Below are 16,867 nucleotides of genomic sequence, written 5' to 3'. Positions count from 1 at the left end.
CCGGAGGTACGGCATTATGGCAATCGCAGATTTAGTAAAGCTGAACTATAAGAAGCTGAATGAAAACGATTTATATATCTGGAATTATATAGAGAACCACAAATCAGAATGCAGCCACTGTACTATTGAAGAGCTGGCAAAAAAGTGCAGTGTGTCCCGGACGACGGTCCTGCGTTTTGCAAAGAAGCTGGATATGGACGGGTTCAGTGAATTGAAAATCCATCTGAAGATGGAAAAAGACCGTGTGGCGAGGCCCCAGAGGGATATTGTGAAGCAGGTTTGTGACGACTACCGCAAGAAAATTGATGAGATGGAAAAGAGTGATTATTCTGACATCTGCCGCCTGATTTATGAAGCGAAACGGGTATTTGTCTATGGGTCCGGTGCGGTCCAATCTTTTGTGGCCCAGGAATTTAAACGGGCATTTCTTTCCGCCCAAATTTGTATGTACCATATTGAGGGGCACCGGGGGGAGCAGGATTTAATTGTGGATCTGCTCCGTGAAGGGGATGTTGTAATCATAGTATCCCTGTCTGGTGAATCCAGCCATGTGATCGATTTTGCCAGGATGCTGAAGCTGAAAGGGATCCAAGTCATCTCCATGACTAAGATGAAAAACAATACACTGGCACAGTTAAGCACAGAGAGCCTGTATGTCAGCACTTCCAACGTGGGAACCGCCCATATAGAAAACTATGAGACAACGACACTGTTTTTTATGACAGTGGAGATGCTGCTTATAAAATATTTGCTGTACCAGGAAATGCGATGTGAGAAAGAAGTACAATAGTATACTAGGACTTGGCAGCAGATACCGGTTATACGGTATTATGCAGGACAGAATGTGCCATGGATGGAAAAGAACTTGACATACCTGTTGTACGCAAAGATGAAGATGCCTTAAGCCAAAAAAGAAGCACAATGCCACCGGAGAAATCCGGTGGTATTTTTGTGCATAAAGAATAAAAATCAAGTGAAATTTCACAGCAGGATGTGAAAGAACCCTAAGTAAAAGCAGCGTTACTAAACACTTTGAAATACTTGAATTCCCCTGGAATCACCGCTATGATTGACCTATGAAAAACATCTGATCAGAAGGAAGAGATTATGAATTAAGGAGGGCACAAATTATGATGCAGAAGATTCAGCGGTTTGGCGGTGCAATGTTTACGCCGGTTCTGCTGTTTGCATTTGGGGGAATTATGGCAGGGTTGTCCACTCTGTTTATGAATGAGCAGATTATGGGAAGCCTGGCTGACCCGGATGGGATGTGGTACCAGATATGGAATGTGGTGAACCAAGGGTCGTGGACAGTATTTAATAATATGCCGTTGGTGTTTGTAATCGGACTCCCCGTGGGGCTGGCCAAAAAACAGAATGCAAGGGCCTGTCTTGAGGCATTGGTTATTTATTTGACATTTAATTATTTTGTGAGTACGATCCTTTCCCAGTGGGGCGCGGTATTTGGCGTGGATTTTACCCAGGATGCGGGAAGCGGCTCAGGCCTTGCGACTGTGGCGGGCATAAAGACGCTGGATATGGGAATGATGGGGGCAATTGCGATAGCTGCGGTAGTTGTGTGGCTGCACAACAAATATTTTGACACCCAGCTCCCCGAGTTTTTGGGAATCTTTAAAGGTTCTACTTTTATATACATATTAGGGTTCTTTGCCATGATCCCCATAGCTTTCCTGGCAGTGCTTGTATGGCCCAAGGTGCAGATGGCCATCAGTATGCTTCAGACATTTTTAGCTGGCGCAGGGGCGGCAGGCGTGGGAATCTATTCATTCCTCAACAGAATCCTGATCCCCACGGGCCTGCACCACTTTGTATACTCTCCGTTCCTCTACGACAATGTGGCAGTCCAGGGCGGCATTGTAACATACTGGACACAGCATATGGGCGACTTCCTGGCGTCAGGAGTTCCGCTGAAGGAACTTTTCCCACAGGGCGGCTTTGCACTGTACGGAATGGAAAAGATTTTTGGGTCTGTAGGCATTGCCCTTGCCTTTTACTCCACAGCTAAGAAGGAGCGTAAAAAGCAGGTAGCTGGCCTTTTAATCCCCATTACCCTGACAGCAGTGGTGGCAGGGGTGACAGAGCCGCTGGAATTTACCTTCTTGTTTATCTGCCCTCCGCTGTTTGCGCTGCACTCTGTGCTGGCAGGCATTATGGATATGGTCGTCTATATGGCGGGGGTTGTGGGAAACTTTTCAGGGGGCCTGATCGAGTTTGCGGCAATTAACTGGATACCGCTGGGCAGTGTATATTGGATGACCTATGTAAAGCAGATTCTCATAGGAATTATATTTATCGGTGTTTATTTCGTGGTTTTCAGGGCCGTTATCCTGAAATTTGATATAAAAACTCCGGGGCGTGAAGACGGTGAGGATGTAAAATTCTTTTCCAAGGCAGATTTTAAAGAGAAGCAGGCCGGGGTTAAAGGCCAGAATGCATACCGAAAGAGGGCCGCAGATTTTCTTGATGCAGTAGGCGGCCCTGCAAACATAAAGGATGTGACAAACTGTGCAACCAGGCTTAGGCTGACAGTCAGGGATGTCTCATTGGTACAGGATGTGGCTGTGTTTAAGGCGGCCGGTGCACATGGCCTTGTCAATAAAGGAAATGCAGTGCAGATTATTGTAGGTATGGATGTGGCCAATGTCAGGGATGAGTTTGAAGCCTTGATGGAAAAAGGCGGAGAGGAAGGGGCGGCAAAAGCTAAAATCCGCCTGCAGTCGCCTGCAGCCGGAACAGTCATTCCTCTTGGAGAGATGAAGGATGAGGCATTTGCTTCCGGCGCCATGGGACTGGGGGCAGCGGTTGTACCTGAGGAAGGCATGGTGTATGCACCCGCAGATGGTGAAGTATCATTGGTATTTGACACAAAACATGCCGTGGGGATTACGACAGAGGAGGGTGTGGAAATCCTGCTTCATATAGGCATTGACACGGTGAAACTAAAAGGCCGGGGATTTACTTCCTATGTAGAGTCTGGGGACAAAGTGAAACAGGGAGATAAACTGGTATCTTTTGACAGAGAGGCAATCGCTGAGGACGGGTATGATACGACAATAGCGGTGCTGGTGACAAACAGCGGCAATTACAAGAAAGTCCTGGCTATACCGGGCAGGGCGTCGTCCGCAGATACTTGTATCGAAATCCAGCAGTAAACTTTAGCACAGAAAATATGCTGGAGTTGTGTGAAATATAAACTGGTTACTATGAAATTAATTAATAATAAACAGGTTAAGCGTATCAGAGGATACGGGAAAGGAAGTTATCATGGAAAAATATGCAATTACAGTGGCAGGCGGCGGAAGTACATTTACACCAGGAATTGTCTTAATGTTGTTGGATCATCAGGACCGGTTTCCTATCCGTTCCATCAAGTTCTATGACAATGATCCAGAAAGACAGGAAATTGTGGCAAAGGCATGTGAGATTTATTTGAAGGAAAATGCCCCGGAGATTGAGTTTTCTTATACCACGGACCCGGAGGCCGCCTTTACCGGCATAGACTTTGTACTGGCCCATATCCGTGTGGGGAAATATGCAATGCGTGAGAAAGATGAAAAGATTCCTCTGAAGTATGGCGTTGTAGGCCAGGAGACTTGCGGGCCAGGCGGACTGGCATACGGTATGCGTTCCATTGGCGGTGTAATTGAGATCCTGGATTATATGGAGAAATATTCTCCCAATGCCTGGATGCTGAATTATTCCAACCCGGCGGCTATTGTGGCCGAGGCCACCAGAAGGCTGCGCCCTGATTCCAAGATCCTGAATATCTGTGACATGCCCATTGACCTGGAAGAGAAGATGGCGTCTATGTGTGGTATTAAATCCAGAAAAGAGATGGTTGTCTCCTATTATGGCTTAAATCATTTTGGGTGGTGGTCTAAGATTTATGACAAAGATGGCCGTGACTTGCTGCCACAGATCCGGGCCTATGTAAAAGAGAATGGGTTTGCACAGGCAGCCTCTGAGACAAACCAGCATATAGACCAGAGCTGGAGGGAGACATTTACAAAAGCCAGAGATGTATATGCCCTGGACCCAGAGACAATTCCAAATACATACCTGAAATACTACCTGTATCCTGATTATGTGGTAGAGCACTCAAACCCAGAATATACCCGTGCAAATGAAGTGATGGATGGGCGTGAAAAACAGGTATTTGGGGCCTGCAGGCAGATTATTGAGAAAGGGACTGCAAAAGACGGCGGCTTTGAGGCCGATGTACATGCTTCTTATATTGTGGACTTAGCTTGTGCAATTGCTAAAAATACACAAGAGAGATTTTTATTGATTGTGCCCAATGAGGGGGCCGTAGAGAATTTTGACAGGACTGCCATGGTAGAAATCCCTTGTATTGTGGGGAGTAACGGATACGAAAGAATCTGCCAGGGGGCAATACCGCAGTTCCAGAAGGGATTGATGGAGCAGCAGGTGAGTGTGGAGAAGCTCTGCGTGGAAGCATGGATTGAGGGGAGCTATCAAAAGATGTGGCAGGCATTGACACTGTCTAAAACAGTTCCCAGCGCCGGAGTCGCCAAGAAAATCCTGGATGAAATGATAGAGGCAAATAAGGGATATTGGCCGGAATTGAACTAACAGAATAAGGAATATGTAAGCAGGAGGTGCAAAAGCATCTCCTGTTGTGCTTAATAATGCCGGATGTACCACTTTTCCAGGCAATTGATAAAGGAGTAGAGTAAAGTGGCCATTATGCACAGAAGCACGATGGACATAAGAAGCCAATCCATTTTGAACAGATGGGAAGGCATAGGGATAGAATATGATATCCTATGGCAGATATCTGGATGGGCAAATTTACGGCCCCAGCCATGGAGGGAAATACATCTCCTAAGTGTTTCTAAAATTTATATGAAATAGATGACTTTTCGGTGAATCAGGGTGTAGAATAGTACGGTAAGTTTTTAGTTTGTGGATACCTTCTTTAGTTAAGGAATATGCCTTAAATAAAGAAGAGAAAAGGGAGAGAACATATATGCTGCAGATTCAACACATATGTAAGGAATACCGGACCGGGACACTGGTGCAGAAAGCGCTGGACGATGTGAGCCTGAACTTGAGGGACAATGAGTTTGTGGCCATTTTAGGCCCCAGCGGTTCCGGAAAGACGACGCTGCTTAATATCATTGGAGGTTTGGACAGGTATGACAGTGGAGATTTAATTATCAACGGGGTTTCCACCAAAAAATATAAGGACAGAGATTGGGATTCATACAGGAACCATACCATTGGGTTCGTGTTCCAGAGTTACAACCTCATCCCCCATCAGACAGTCCTGGCAAATGTGGAGCTGGCCTTAACAATATCGGGGATTGGAAAGGCCCAGAGGAGGCAGCGGGCAGTGGAGGCTTTAAAGCAGGTAGGCCTTGGGGAACAGCTGCACAAAAAGCCAAACCAGATGTCAGGAGGGCAGATGCAGAGGGTGGCTATTGCCAGGGCTCTTGTCAATGATCCTGATATTTTATTGGCTGACGAACCTACGGGAGCGCTGGACAGTGACACCAGCGTCCAGGTTATGGACCTTCTTAAGGAAGTGGCCAGAGACAGGCTTGTGGTCATGGTGACTCACAACCCAGAGCTGGCAGAACAATATGCCAACCGTATAGTAACCTTAAAAGATGGTGTGATCCGGTCAGATACCAATCCCTATGAAATCGACAGCAGCGGCCTTGGGGAACCTGAGCACAGGAATATGGGGAAATCCTCTATGTCATTTCGGACTGCCCTGTCTTTAAGCTTTAATAATCTGAGGACAAAGAAAGCCAGGACACTGCTCACCTCCTTTGCAGGCTCTATCGGCATTATTGGGATTGCACTGATTTTATCCTTGTCTACGGGAGTAAACCAGTATATTAAGAATGTGGAAGAAGAAACTTTGTCGGAGTACCCTCTGCAGATTCAAAGCACTGGGTTTGATATGACATCTATGCTTATCGGCGATGATAAAGGCAGCGGGGAAGATGACAAAGACGGCCAGGGCAAGAACAATCAGGGGAACGGGTCAGATGAGGGGGACGTACAGGTAATTCAGATGGTGACAAATATGTTTTCCACGATGGATGCCAATGACCTGGAATCTTTGAAGAAGTACCTTGACAGTGGGCAGAGCGGCGTAGAAAAGTATACCAATGCGGTGGAGTATTCTTATAGTATTTCCCCACAGATTTTCCGCGAGCATAAAGACACGATCCGGCAGGTGAACCCGGATAAATCCTTTAGCTCCCTGGGTTTTGGCTCCTCCTCAGGCTCCAATAGTTTGATGTCGTCTATGATGAGTACAGATGTGTTTTATGAAATGCCCAAGAACAGCGGCCTCTATGAGAAACAGTATGATGTGAAAAAAGGCAGATGGCCTGAGAAATATAATGAGTGTGTTGTGGTGCTTACTTCTGGGGGGAGCATCAGTGATTTTATGCTTTATACCCTGGGATTAAGAGATCCCCTGGAGCTAGATGAGATGATCCAGCAGTTTATTGGTGAAGAGAAAATCCATATTCCATCAGATATCGGGGAATATTCTTACTCAGACATTGTGGGCACAAAGTTTAAGCTGGTAAACAGTTCATCTTATTATGAATATGACAGCCAGTATCATTTGTGGAAAGATAAGACAGACAATGAAGCGTACATGAAACAACTGGTGAAAGACGGTGAGGATCTCACAGTTGTAGGGATTGTGCAGCCGTCAAAGGACGCAAATGCAACAGCGCTCTCTCCGGGAATCGCTTACCCGGAATCTTTGACAGAGCATGTGGCAAAAGAGGCAGAAAAAAGCCAGATTGTGAAGCAGCAGTTAGAGTCCCAGGACATAAATGTATTTACGGGCAAAAAATTTGGAGAGAAGAGTGAGGACGGACTGGACACAGAATCTTTGTTTACTGTGGATACGGAGGCTCTGGAAAAGGCATTTGGATTTGATGAAAGTGCTTTAAGCGGCATGGGTGATTCCATGGACCTGTCATCCCTGTCGGGCGCCCTTAATTTGGAAAATGTGTTTACTGCAGGGGGCGACAGCCTGGATTTGTCAGGGATGGTAGATTTGGGAACCATCAACTTAGACTTGGCCGGCCTTCCCCAGATGGATTTGGGGGCATTACTGTCAGGACTGGATCTGTCAGTGTCCCCTGATGGAATGAAAAATATGGCCTCCAGCCTTTTAGAAGGCTATCAGCAGTATGCTGCAGAGAACCCCCGGGCAGACTATTCTGGACTTGGCCAGAGCTTCATGGATTATCTTAGAACACCCGAGTCCAAGGCAATTTTGAAAGAAGCAATTGAGGGGATTATCAGAGAAAACGGAAATGTGACTGTCACAACAGAACAGATGCAGGCCTTAGTACAGAGTGTTATGGAAGGGTATGCCGCATATATTGGGGGACTCGGACTGGGGGACATTGATTCTGAGAATTTTGATGAATATTTAATGGAGTATCTTCAGACAGAGGATGCCCAAGGCAGGATGGCGGCTTGGGCCGGTGAAGTGTACGAACAAAATGGCAATATTGAGGTTTCGGCGGAACAGCTGGAAGGACTGGCTGACAAGATGGTGCAGGGGTACCTTTCTTACGCATCATCCAACGGCCTGCCCGACCCTTCCAAAATGGGCGAGTATTTTGTGGAATATTTAAATACCCCTGACGGGCAGAAGCGGCTCTCAGGCGGCATTACAGGGATGGTGGACATGGACAGCCTAAATACCCAGATATCAGGTGCGGCCCAGGATTACATGCAGCAGGCCGCGGGGGCCTATATGGGGGCCTTATCAGGGGGCATACAGACACAGATTACATCTGCAATGGAGCAGGTAGTGTCCCAGCTTAGCACAGGGATTGAGAGTGCAATGAAGCAGGCCATGACACAGGTGGGGACACAAATACAGACAGCTCTTTCTGAGGGCATGAAAATTGATGCAGATGCCTTTGCGGATGCTTTTCAAATGAATATGAATGAAGAGGAATTGACAGAACTTATGATGTCTATGAATTCTGGCCAAGGCGTGTCTTATGACGGCAATCTGCAGAAATTAGGTTACGTGGACTTTGACGTGCCGGCAGGTATAGATATCTATCCCAAGGACTTTGAGAGCAAGGAGCAGGTGGTAAAAATTCTTGACGGTTACAACAGCCAAATGGAGGCCCAGGGGAAAGATGAGCAGGTAATCACCTATACGGATGTGGTAGGAACTTTGATGTCATCGGTGACAGATATTGTGGATATTATCAGCTATGTGCTCATTGCTTTTGTGGCCATATCCCTGATTGTGTCATCTATTATGATTGGAGTCATCACCTATATTAGTGTGTTAGAGAGAAAGAAAGAAATAGGCATCCTGCGTGCTATTGGAGCGTCAAAGGGGAATGTATCCCAGGTGTTTAATGCAGAAACCTTTATTATAGGGTTATGCGCAGGACTGATCGGCATCGGGCTGACTCTGCTTTTGCTGATTCCGGGAAATGCCCTGATTCATCATCTTGCAGACACGAATGACGTAAGTGCAGTCCTGCCTGCTGTGCCGGCTCTGGTGCTGGTACTGCTCAGTGTGCTGCTTACACTGGCAGGGGGACTGATTCCCTCCAGGAAGGCGGCAAAGAGCGACCCGGTGACAGCGCTGCGGACAGAATAAAGGGAAATAAGACAGGCAGCGGCAGGCATAAGATAGAGTAACATTTGGCAGAGGAGCTATTTATGCCTGCTTTCATAGAAAACATTGAGACGGAGGACGGTTCCAGAGGCAGAAATACAGAAATACAGATTATGTTAAAAGTGGCCGACCTTCTGTCACAGGGACACTTGATTACGCCTGATGAAAAAATAAGGCTTACTCAGATGATACTAGGGGGCCACTTCTTATGACGGCACGGGCAGTTATCTACGCCCGGTGCAGCACGGAAGACGAAAGCCAGAAGGATGCGCTTATAAAACAGGCAGAGGAAGGACGGGAGTGGGTCAGGCAAAAGGGCTGGTTACTGGTGGACTCTTATATAGAAAGCCGGTCCGGGACGACGACAAAGGGAAGGACTGAGTATAATAGGCTCTATGAAGACTTATTAACAGATAACTTTGATATCATTGTCATCAAATCCCAGGACAGGTTAATGCGCAATACAAAGGACTGGTATCTGTTTGTGGACCGCCTTTGTTCTTCACAGAAAAAGCTGTATATATATATTGAACAGAAATTTTATTCTGCGGACGACGCTCTGATTACAGGAATTAAAGCCATCCTGGCAGAGGAGTACAGCCGGGAGCTCAGTAAGAAAAGCAACAATGCCCACCGCAGCAGGCAGAAGAATAATGGTCCTGCTGTGCTGACTTCCCATACATATGGCTATAGGAAGATGCCGGACAAAAGCCTGGTTATCCTGGAGGATGAAGCAGCGGTGAAGCGGCAGATGTATGAGCTCTGTGCAGCAGGATTCGGTACCCGAACTATTGCCAGTATCTTAAGGGAGCAGGGTGTACTGAATAGAAATGGAAAACCATTTTCCGACTCTGCTATCCTTAAGATGATACATAACCCTATCAACAAAGGGACAGTTGTAATGAATAAAAAGCACTATGATTTTGATTCTAAAAAGACACTAAAAGTGCCGCTAGAAGAGCAGTATATTTATGAGAATAAGGTTCCGGCCATTGTATCTGGTGAATTGTGGGAACGTGCAAATCAGGAGATAGCAAAACGGGCAGTTAAAATTAAAAGCCGCCATGGAGAATCCATGGGGAGAAATCAGGGGAAATACCATCTTAGTGGGAAAGTATATTGTGGGTTTTGCGGGAACCCTTATTATAGAAAATCCAGGAGCCGTTATAAGGACAGGAAGATAGTTTATGAGTGGAAATGTAAGAAATATCTGGAGACAGGCAGGCCCCGGGCCAGAGACGGAATACTGGAGAGTACAGCCGGCTGTGATAATGTACATTTGGATGAGGAAACGTTATATTGTCTGCTGGAAGAGGTCCATGCTGAAAAATACAGCTATGACAGAGAAAAGATTATCTGTAACATGACGGCCATGCTGAAAAAAGTACTAAAAAAAGAAGGCTTACAGCCAGAGATAGAGCGGGTTGTGGAGCAAGAAAAAGAGATACGGGCACAGATGAGTAAACTGGCGGATAAACTTCTGGAGGGAATACTGCCAGACCAGATTTACGGAGAGAAACAGAAGGAATTGGAGAAAAAATTGCAGGCTGTTAAGAAAAAGCTAGAAAGCCTTGAACAAAAGACAACACAGGAAGCTGCACTTCAAGACAGGATTTCTGAGATTGAATCTATAGTAAGACAGGACAGGGTTGTGGAAAAAGCAGGTGTTGCACACCTATTGGATAAAATTGACAGGATTATTATTTTCCCGGAGTATATGGAGCTGAGATTTGGCATGGGAAAGACAACAGGGCTGCAGGAGGGGGAATCTTTTTTAAATAAAGCGGATAGCTGCATACGTATCGAATACGGGAATCTCTTTCACTATAAAAAGCAAAAGCAAAAGGAGCGGGAGGTTCTCATAGATTGGATGAGGGAAAATCCCCAGATTACGGCTAAAGAGATCGCAAAAAGACTGGGGATCAGCGTAGCAGGGGTGAATTATAAAATCAGGGTCTTGAAAAGCCAGGGGCGGATCTGGTATCAGGGGAAAGGGGGCAAAGGGGAGTGGAAAGTATCAGGGGATTGATGGGCGGCATAGGGATGCCGCCTGTTTATGTAATGGGGGAGGAGCCGGCTGCGATAGTTTTTGCCTGCCTTTATAGTTAGGCGGCTATTTAATAATTCTAAAGTAGAATTAAGGCTGCTGTGATAGAATACTGACTACAAAAGGAGGAAAATAAAATGCGGTTATTGATAGCAGAAGATGAAAGATCTCTGGCCAGGGCACTAAATGTAATCCTAACCAAAAACGGATATTCAGCTGATGTGGTGTATGATGGGGCAGCGGCGCTGGAATATGCAGAGACAGAAAATTATGATGGCATGATTTTAGACGTCATGATGCCTAAGCTGGATGGGTTTGAAGTACTAAGAGCCATAAGAAAGCAGGGAAACAGAGTGCCTGTCCTTATATTGACAGCAAAGGCGGAGGTAGATGACAAGGTAAAAGGACTGGACAGTGGGGCCAATGATTATTTGACTAAACCCTTTTCGGCAAGGGAACTGCTTGCTCGGATCCGGGCGATGACGAGAAACCAGGCTACAGCGTCAGACTCTCTTTTGAAGCTGGGCAATATCACGCTCAACAGAGCCACAAAAGAACTTTCATCTCCTACCGGAAATTTTGGGTTGACAAATAAAGAATTTCAGGTTATGGAATTTTTAATGTATAATCCCAGGAATGTTATACCGACGGAACGTATATTGGAGAAAATATGGGGGTACGACGGAAATACAGAAATCAATGTTGTCTGGGTATATATTTCATATTTAAGAAAAAAGCTGGCTCGCCTTCGCGGGAATATCCAGATAAAGGCCAGCAGAAATGCAGGATATTCTTTGGAGGTTGTCCATGATAAAAAAACTAAGGATTAAGTTCATTCTGGCGAGTATTATTGCTATGGTAGCAGTATTATTCATTCTTTTAGGAAGCATCCACATTATGAATTATAGGAAAATCATTCGCGATGCAGAAAATATTTTGGATGTTTTATCTGAAAACAGTGGCGCCTTTCCCATAGAGGATTTCCGGTTCGAAAAGCCTTCTCCAGATAAATTTTCTCCAGAGACACCCTTCGAATCCCGTTATTTTACAGTAGAAATGAAAAAGGACGGAACGATATTAAAGACAAATTTAGGACGTATAGCTGCGGTTGACAAGTATACAGCAGAAGAATATGGTGAAGAGGTAGGGAAGAAGTCAAAGACAGGGGGATTTATCGCGAACTATAGATATAGAAAAGAGGACTTAGGGGGGCAGAACATGATGATCATTTTTCTGGATTGTGGAAAAAGCCTTTCTACCTTTTATGATTTTTTGATCACCAGCCTGCTTGTCTCCGTTTTAGGAGTGGGGGCGGTATTTGTCTTACTTGTTTTTGTATCTGGCCGTATTGTGCAGCCCTTTGCACTTAGTTATGAGAAACAGAAGAGATTTATAACAGATGCCGGGCATGAGATTAAAACACCTTTGACCATTATAGATGCAGATGCAGCCGTACTTGAAATGGAGGCTGGAGAAAATGAATGGATTCAGGACATACAGAAGCAAACGCAGAGGCTGAAAGAGCTGACCAATGATCTGATCTATCTTTCCAGAATGGAAGAAAAACCAGGCCACATACAGATGACAGATTTTCCAATCTCTGAGATTGCCATAGAGACAGCGGAGTCCTTTCAGTCTATCGCAAAAATGCAGAATAAGAAATTCACTTATGAAATACAGCCTATGGCAGGATACCGTGGAGTACCAGAGGAAATTCGACGTTTGTTTTCAATTTTGTTAGATAATGCGATGAAGTATTCGGATGAGCAGGGAGCAATATTTTTTCAGCTGAAACAGAGAGGGAAGTCCATCTGTATTATTGTATTTAATACTGTAGATTTTATAGAAACAGAACAGCTTCAGTATCTATTTGATCGTTTTTATAGAACGGATGTTTCCAGAAACTCTCAGACTAGAGGGTATGGGATTGGATTATCTATTGCCAGAGCAATTGTCCTGGCCCACAAAGGGAAAATTACAGTGTCTTCAGAAAATGGAAGAACGATTTTATTTACAGTTTTATTATAAGTCAGATTTTATAATCGCTTTTTTAAGTTCATTTAAGGAAAAACCTTTATACTGCTTTAGAAATCTAGTATCAGAAAAACAGAAAGCAGGAGGTTTCTATGTATATTTTAAAAAATGCACTGAGAGGAATTTCCCGGTCCAAGGGAAGGAATATTCTAATCGGAATCATTGTTTTTATTATTTCTTTTTCTGCATGTATCTCTCTGTCTATTCAGGCAGCAGCGTATAAGGCCGCCGACAGTGCCAAGGAGAATTTAGAAGTTACAGCGCAGATCAGTGTGGACAGAGAGGCTATGATGGAAGGCAGAGAGAATATGGAGGAGCGCCGGACTGCACTGGAAGGCACAGAGGATCTGACCTTAGAGGAATTAGAGGTCTATGCTGAGGCAGAAAGTGTATCTGACTTTTACTATACAGTTTCTGCATCCTTAAACGGTGCATCCTTAGAAGCTCTGGATATGACAGGAAATAGTCAGAGCGAGGAGCAAAATACAGATTCCGGTTTTGCCCCGGAGAACCCGGGAGGAGATAAAGGACAGCAGCAGGGCGGAAGAATGGGAACGCAAGGAGAATTTACCGTAACGGGATATAGTTCTGATTCTGCCATGACCGATTTTATTGACGGTGTAAGCTCTATTACAGAAGGGGAGATGTTTGCTGAGGGAAGTGATGATGATACCTGTGTAATCAATGCCGAACTAGCCTCCTATAATGACTTGTCGGTAGGAGATACTATAACGCTGTCTAATCCTAACAATGAAGAAGAAACATATAATCTGACGGTCTGTGGTATTTATGAAAGGGAAACAACAGAGGGTTCTTCCGCTGGTATTATGGGGGGATTTATGGCAGGGGCAGACAGTTCCAATCAGATATTTACCAGTTATGATACCTTAGCGGGGATTTTAGAGGATTCAGAAGAGAATGCTGTTGCAGAAACAGACAGTACCACAGGACAGACTGTAACTACGGCAGTACAATCAATGTTAAATGGAACCTATGTGCTTGGATCTGTGGAGGCATATGAGAAGTTTCAGGAGGAGGCCAAGGAAATGGGACTTTCTGATGATTATGCTATTTCATCAGGAGATGTATCTTCCTACGAAGAGAGTCTAAAGCCGTTAGATAATCTGAGTAAATATGCAGGATATTTCCTTTTGGTCATTTTAACAATAGGAGCTGTTATTTTAGTAGTACTTCATATCTTTTCTATTCGGGAAAGAAAATATGAAATTGGGGTTTTGTCGGCCATTGGAATGAAAAAGTGGAAGATTGCTATACAATTCCTGACAGAATCTTTGGTTGTGACCTTTTTGGCTCTGTTTATTGGAGCTGCTGCAGGAGCGGTATCTTCTATACCTGTCACAAATTTCCTGTTACAGAATCAAATTGAGGCATCTTCCCAGGAACAAAGATTTGGACGAGAAATGGGAGGAGCTGAAAATGACCAGGGTATGGCTGGAACCCCAGAATTAGAAGGCGAACCAGAACAGGATGGGAACAGTCAGAAAATGCAGGGCCCCAGTGCTTATATCAGCAGTATTTCTTCAGCAGCAGATTTGCAGGTTATTCTGGAAATGATGGGGATTGGAATCGTTTTGACAATTGTTTCAGGGTGTACAGCACTGGTCTTTATTTTGAGGTATGATCCGCTGAAGATACTGAATAGCCGGGATTAGGAGGTCAGATATGAGTGTATTAGAATTACAGGATATTTCATATTCATACGATAAGAAAAGCAAAGAAGTATTAGAGGGAATCTCTTACCAATTCGAAAAAGGAAAACTTTATGCCATTACGGGAAAGTCTGGAGCAGGTAAAACAACACTATTATCTCTGCTGTCCGGCTTGGCTGTCCCTACAAGAGGGAGGATCCTGCTTAATGGACAGGATATTTCTTCCCTGAACCGTTATGAATATAGAAGCAGAGAGATAGGTGTTATTTTTCAGAGTTTTAATCTTTTGCCTAAACTGACAGCTGTGGAAAATGTCATGCTTTCTATGGAAATCTCAGGGGTAAAATATGAGAATAGGAGCAGCCAGGCAATGGAGCTTTTAAAAAAAGTGGCAATTGGAGAGGAGGAGGCCAGGAGACGGATTTTAAAGCTGTCAGGAGGACAGCAGCAGAGGGTAGCAATTGCGAGGGCACTTTCTTATAACCCAGGCATCCTTTTGGCTGATGAGCCGACAGGTAATCTGGATCCAGAAACACAGAGAGAGATTATGGGGATTTTTCTGGAATTGGCACATAAGGAAGAGTGCTGTGTGATCTTAGTTACCCATTCTTATGAAGTTACTCAGGCAGCAGATGTAGTTTACAGTTTGTGATATGGTATAGAGATAAAGAAACGACAAACTTTCGTTTAGTTACTTCCATGCTGTGCCTGCTTTTATAGTATAGCTTCAATAGCAGATTGTGTCCGAATGCCTCCCCATCTGAACACCTGGCTCGAGTATATAATCAGATATCCCAGACCACTGCGGGCGGCCAGGAATTCCCCGATTATAACCCCTACAAGGCAGAGGCCAATATTGACTTTCATGTTACTGATGATAGATGGGATAGAGCTGGGGAGCACAACCTTTGTAAGTGCATGCCATTTATTGCCCCTCAGTGTGTAAATGAGTTTAATTTCTTCCTCATCTACATTTATAAAGCTAGTATATAAATTTAGTATACTGCCAAAGATGGCCACCGACATGCCGGCGACAATGATGGTAGTGGGGGTTGCTCCCAGCCAGACAATGAGCAGGGGGGCCAGGGCGGATTTAGGGAGGCTGTTTAGTACAACCAGATAGGGATCCATGATTTCTGACAGCTTCCTGCTGCACCATAGTAAAACGGCAAGCAGGATACTGATGAAGGTGACGAGCAGAAAACTGGCGATTGTCTCATACAGTGTGGTCCAGAGATGGACAAAAATACTTTTATCCAGCACCATCCCCCAGAAACACAGAGTTATTTTGGACGGACTGCTGAAGATAAAAGAATCAATTATCCCTACATTTGCTGTAAATTCCCATAGAAATAAAAATCCCAAAAGGATTGCTGCGCGGGAAATGCGCACAATCCTTTTGTACCGTTTTCTTTGATCCAGATAGCTCTGCTGCCCGGCAGAAATCTCATTCATTTTGATTCAACTCCTTCCAGATTATATTAAAATAGTTTTTAAATTCAGGAGCATTTCTCCGCAGCAGAGGAGTATCTTTCTCCAGAGTAAAAGAAACAGGCACAATTTTATTGATTGTAGCGGGCCGGTTTGTGAGGATAATCACACGGTCTGCCAGGCTGACGGCCTCGGAAAGGTCATGGGTCACTAAAATAGCTGTCTTGTGTTCATCTCTGATTATTTGCCCAATGTCATCCCCCACGGACAACCGTGTCTGATAATCCAGGGCAGAGAAAGGCTCATCCAGCAGCAGTATGTCTGGCTCCAGTACAAGGGTACGTATAAGGGCCGTGCGCTGGCGCATACCTCCGGAAAGTTCAGAGGGCCTGGCGCCGGCAAACTGTTTTAAGCCGTATGTCTCAAGCAGTTCGTCTGCCCTGGCCCTGGATTTAGCCGAAAGCATATGCTGGATTTCCAGTCCTAGGAGGATATTTTTATATATTGTCCTCCATTCAAAAAGGTGGTCATGCTGCAGCATATATCCGATATTCATTGTACTCTCACGGAGGTATTTCCCATTTGTTTTTATTAATCCTTTTTCAGGCTCGATGAGGCCTGCGATAATGGAAAGCAGTGTAGATTTGCCGATGGTATAGAAAGGGAAACATGTTGGCAATGGGGACAATCGGCCAGGGACATAAATTTCCGTATATATGGCTTAGTCCCCGCAACTTATCACCCAATAAGAATAAAAACAGCGGCAGCCATGTAATATGTATAAACCGGCTTATTAGGAAGTGCATTGTTATGGCAAGGAAAGGCCAGGAAATGAAACTTGTGGTACATATAGAAGGGGAGGCAGAGAGTATATTTGGCCAGGAGGAGGTCTGCCAGTTTTGGGAAGAGAGGCTGATAGAAGCCCTTGCAAAGAGTAATGTAGATAGGGCAGGGTGTGAAAAGATGGCCTGATTTATAGGTCTCGCTTCATCTGCGCCCTGCCCCGTT

At 44.9% G+C, this 16,867-nt stretch carries 12 protein-coding genes and 1 pseudogene; 11 read left to right on the top strand and 2 right to left on the bottom strand.

What is annotated here, in order from left to right:
* Window positions 1-16: 16 nt before the first annotated feature.
* The 10 genes from EFA47_RS11070 to EFA47_RS11025 all read left to right on the top strand — a co-directional run bounded on the left by EFA47_RS11070 (window position 17) and on the right by EFA47_RS11025 (window position 15,080).
* The gene (locus tag EFA47_RS11070) at window positions 17-790 is read left to right on the top strand and encodes a MurR/RpiR family transcriptional regulator (protein ID WP_122643331.1); all 774 of its coding nucleotides are present in this window, start codon (window positions 17-19) and stop codon (window positions 788-790) included.
* Window positions 791-1,130: 340 nt separating this feature from the next.
* Window positions 1,131-3,173 carry an alpha-glucoside-specific PTS transporter subunit IIBC gene (locus tag EFA47_RS11065; RefSeq protein ID WP_164689981.1) on the top strand — a complete coding sequence of 681 codons (2,043 nt, stop codon included), beginning with the start codon at window positions 1,131-1,133 and terminating at the stop codon, window positions 3,171-3,173.
* A 112-nt stretch (window positions 3,174-3,285) separates the two neighbouring features.
* Entirely contained in the window at window positions 3,286-4,614 is a 1,329-nt protein-coding gene (locus EFA47_RS11060; protein ID WP_122643330.1) for a 6-phospho-alpha-glucosidase, read from the top strand.
* 397 nt (window positions 4,615-5,011) lie between these two features.
* Window positions 5,012-8,659 carry an ABC transporter ATP-binding protein/permease gene (locus EFA47_RS11050; RefSeq protein WP_122643329.1) on the top strand — a complete coding sequence of 1,216 codons (3,648 nt, stop codon included), beginning with the start codon at window positions 5,012-5,014 and terminating at the stop codon, window positions 8,657-8,659.
* Window positions 8,660-8,721: 62 nt separating this feature from the next.
* A complete protein-coding gene (locus tag EFA47_RS19885) occupies window positions 8,722-8,889 on the top strand; it encodes a hypothetical protein (RefSeq protein ID WP_164689980.1) in 168 nt (55 codons plus the stop codon).
* On the top strand, window positions 8,886-10,706 hold the full coding sequence (locus EFA47_RS11045) for a recombinase family protein (RefSeq protein ID WP_122643328.1): 1,821 nt from the start codon (window positions 8,886-8,888) through the stop codon (window positions 10,704-10,706). Before EFA47_RS19885 ends, EFA47_RS11045 begins: the two co-directional genes overlap by 4 nt.
* Window positions 10,707-10,861: 155 nt before the next feature.
* Complete coding sequence (locus EFA47_RS11040; protein ID WP_122643327.1) at window positions 10,862-11,554, top strand: response regulator transcription factor; 693 nt, start codon at window positions 10,862-10,864, stop codon at window positions 11,552-11,554.
* A complete protein-coding gene (locus tag EFA47_RS11035; RefSeq protein ID WP_122643326.1) occupies window positions 11,532-12,752 on the top strand; it encodes a sensor histidine kinase in 1,221 nt (406 codons plus the stop codon). The genes EFA47_RS11040 and EFA47_RS11035 overlap by 23 nt, the downstream gene beginning before the upstream one ends.
* Before the next feature lie 98 nt (window positions 12,753-12,850).
* On the top strand, window positions 12,851-14,431 hold the full coding sequence (locus tag EFA47_RS11030) for an ABC transporter permease (RefSeq protein WP_122643325.1): 1,581 nt from the start codon (window positions 12,851-12,853) through the stop codon (window positions 14,429-14,431).
* Between the two features lie 10 nt (window positions 14,432-14,441).
* Window positions 14,442-15,080, top strand: a complete 639-nt coding sequence (locus EFA47_RS11025; protein ID WP_122643324.1) for an ABC transporter ATP-binding protein — start codon at window positions 14,442-14,444, stop codon at window positions 15,078-15,080.
* A gap of 62 nt (window positions 15,081-15,142) precedes the next feature.
* Here the strand turns inward: EFA47_RS11025 and EFA47_RS11020 are convergent, their stop codons facing one another.
* Together EFA47_RS11020 and EFA47_RS11015 are read right to left on the bottom strand one after the other, a co-directional pair.
* Window positions 15,143-15,883: an ABC transporter permease gene (locus EFA47_RS11020; protein WP_122643323.1), complete on the bottom strand. Its 741-nt coding sequence runs from the start codon at window positions 15,881-15,883 to the stop codon at window positions 15,143-15,145.
* Window positions 15,876-16,508 (bottom strand): annotated as a pseudogene (locus tag EFA47_RS11015) (ABC transporter ATP-binding protein); the annotation flags it as partial. The gene EFA47_RS11020 and the pseudogene EFA47_RS11015, both read right to left, overlap by 8 nt.
* Window positions 16,509-16,669: 161 nt before the next feature.
* Between EFA47_RS11015 and EFA47_RS19880 the strand changes: the two are divergent.
* A complete protein-coding gene (locus tag EFA47_RS19880) occupies window positions 16,670-16,831 on the top strand; it encodes a hypothetical protein (RefSeq protein WP_164689979.1) in 162 nt (53 codons plus the stop codon).
* Window positions 16,832-16,867: the final 36 nt, after the last annotated feature.

This window comes from Luxibacter massiliensis (assembly GCF_900604355.1).
GTDB lineage: Bacteria > Bacillota > Clostridia > Lachnospirales > Lachnospiraceae > Luxibacter > Luxibacter massiliensis.
Note: the sequence above shows the minus strand (reverse complement) of the source record. Positions and strands in the feature narration are given on the sequence as shown.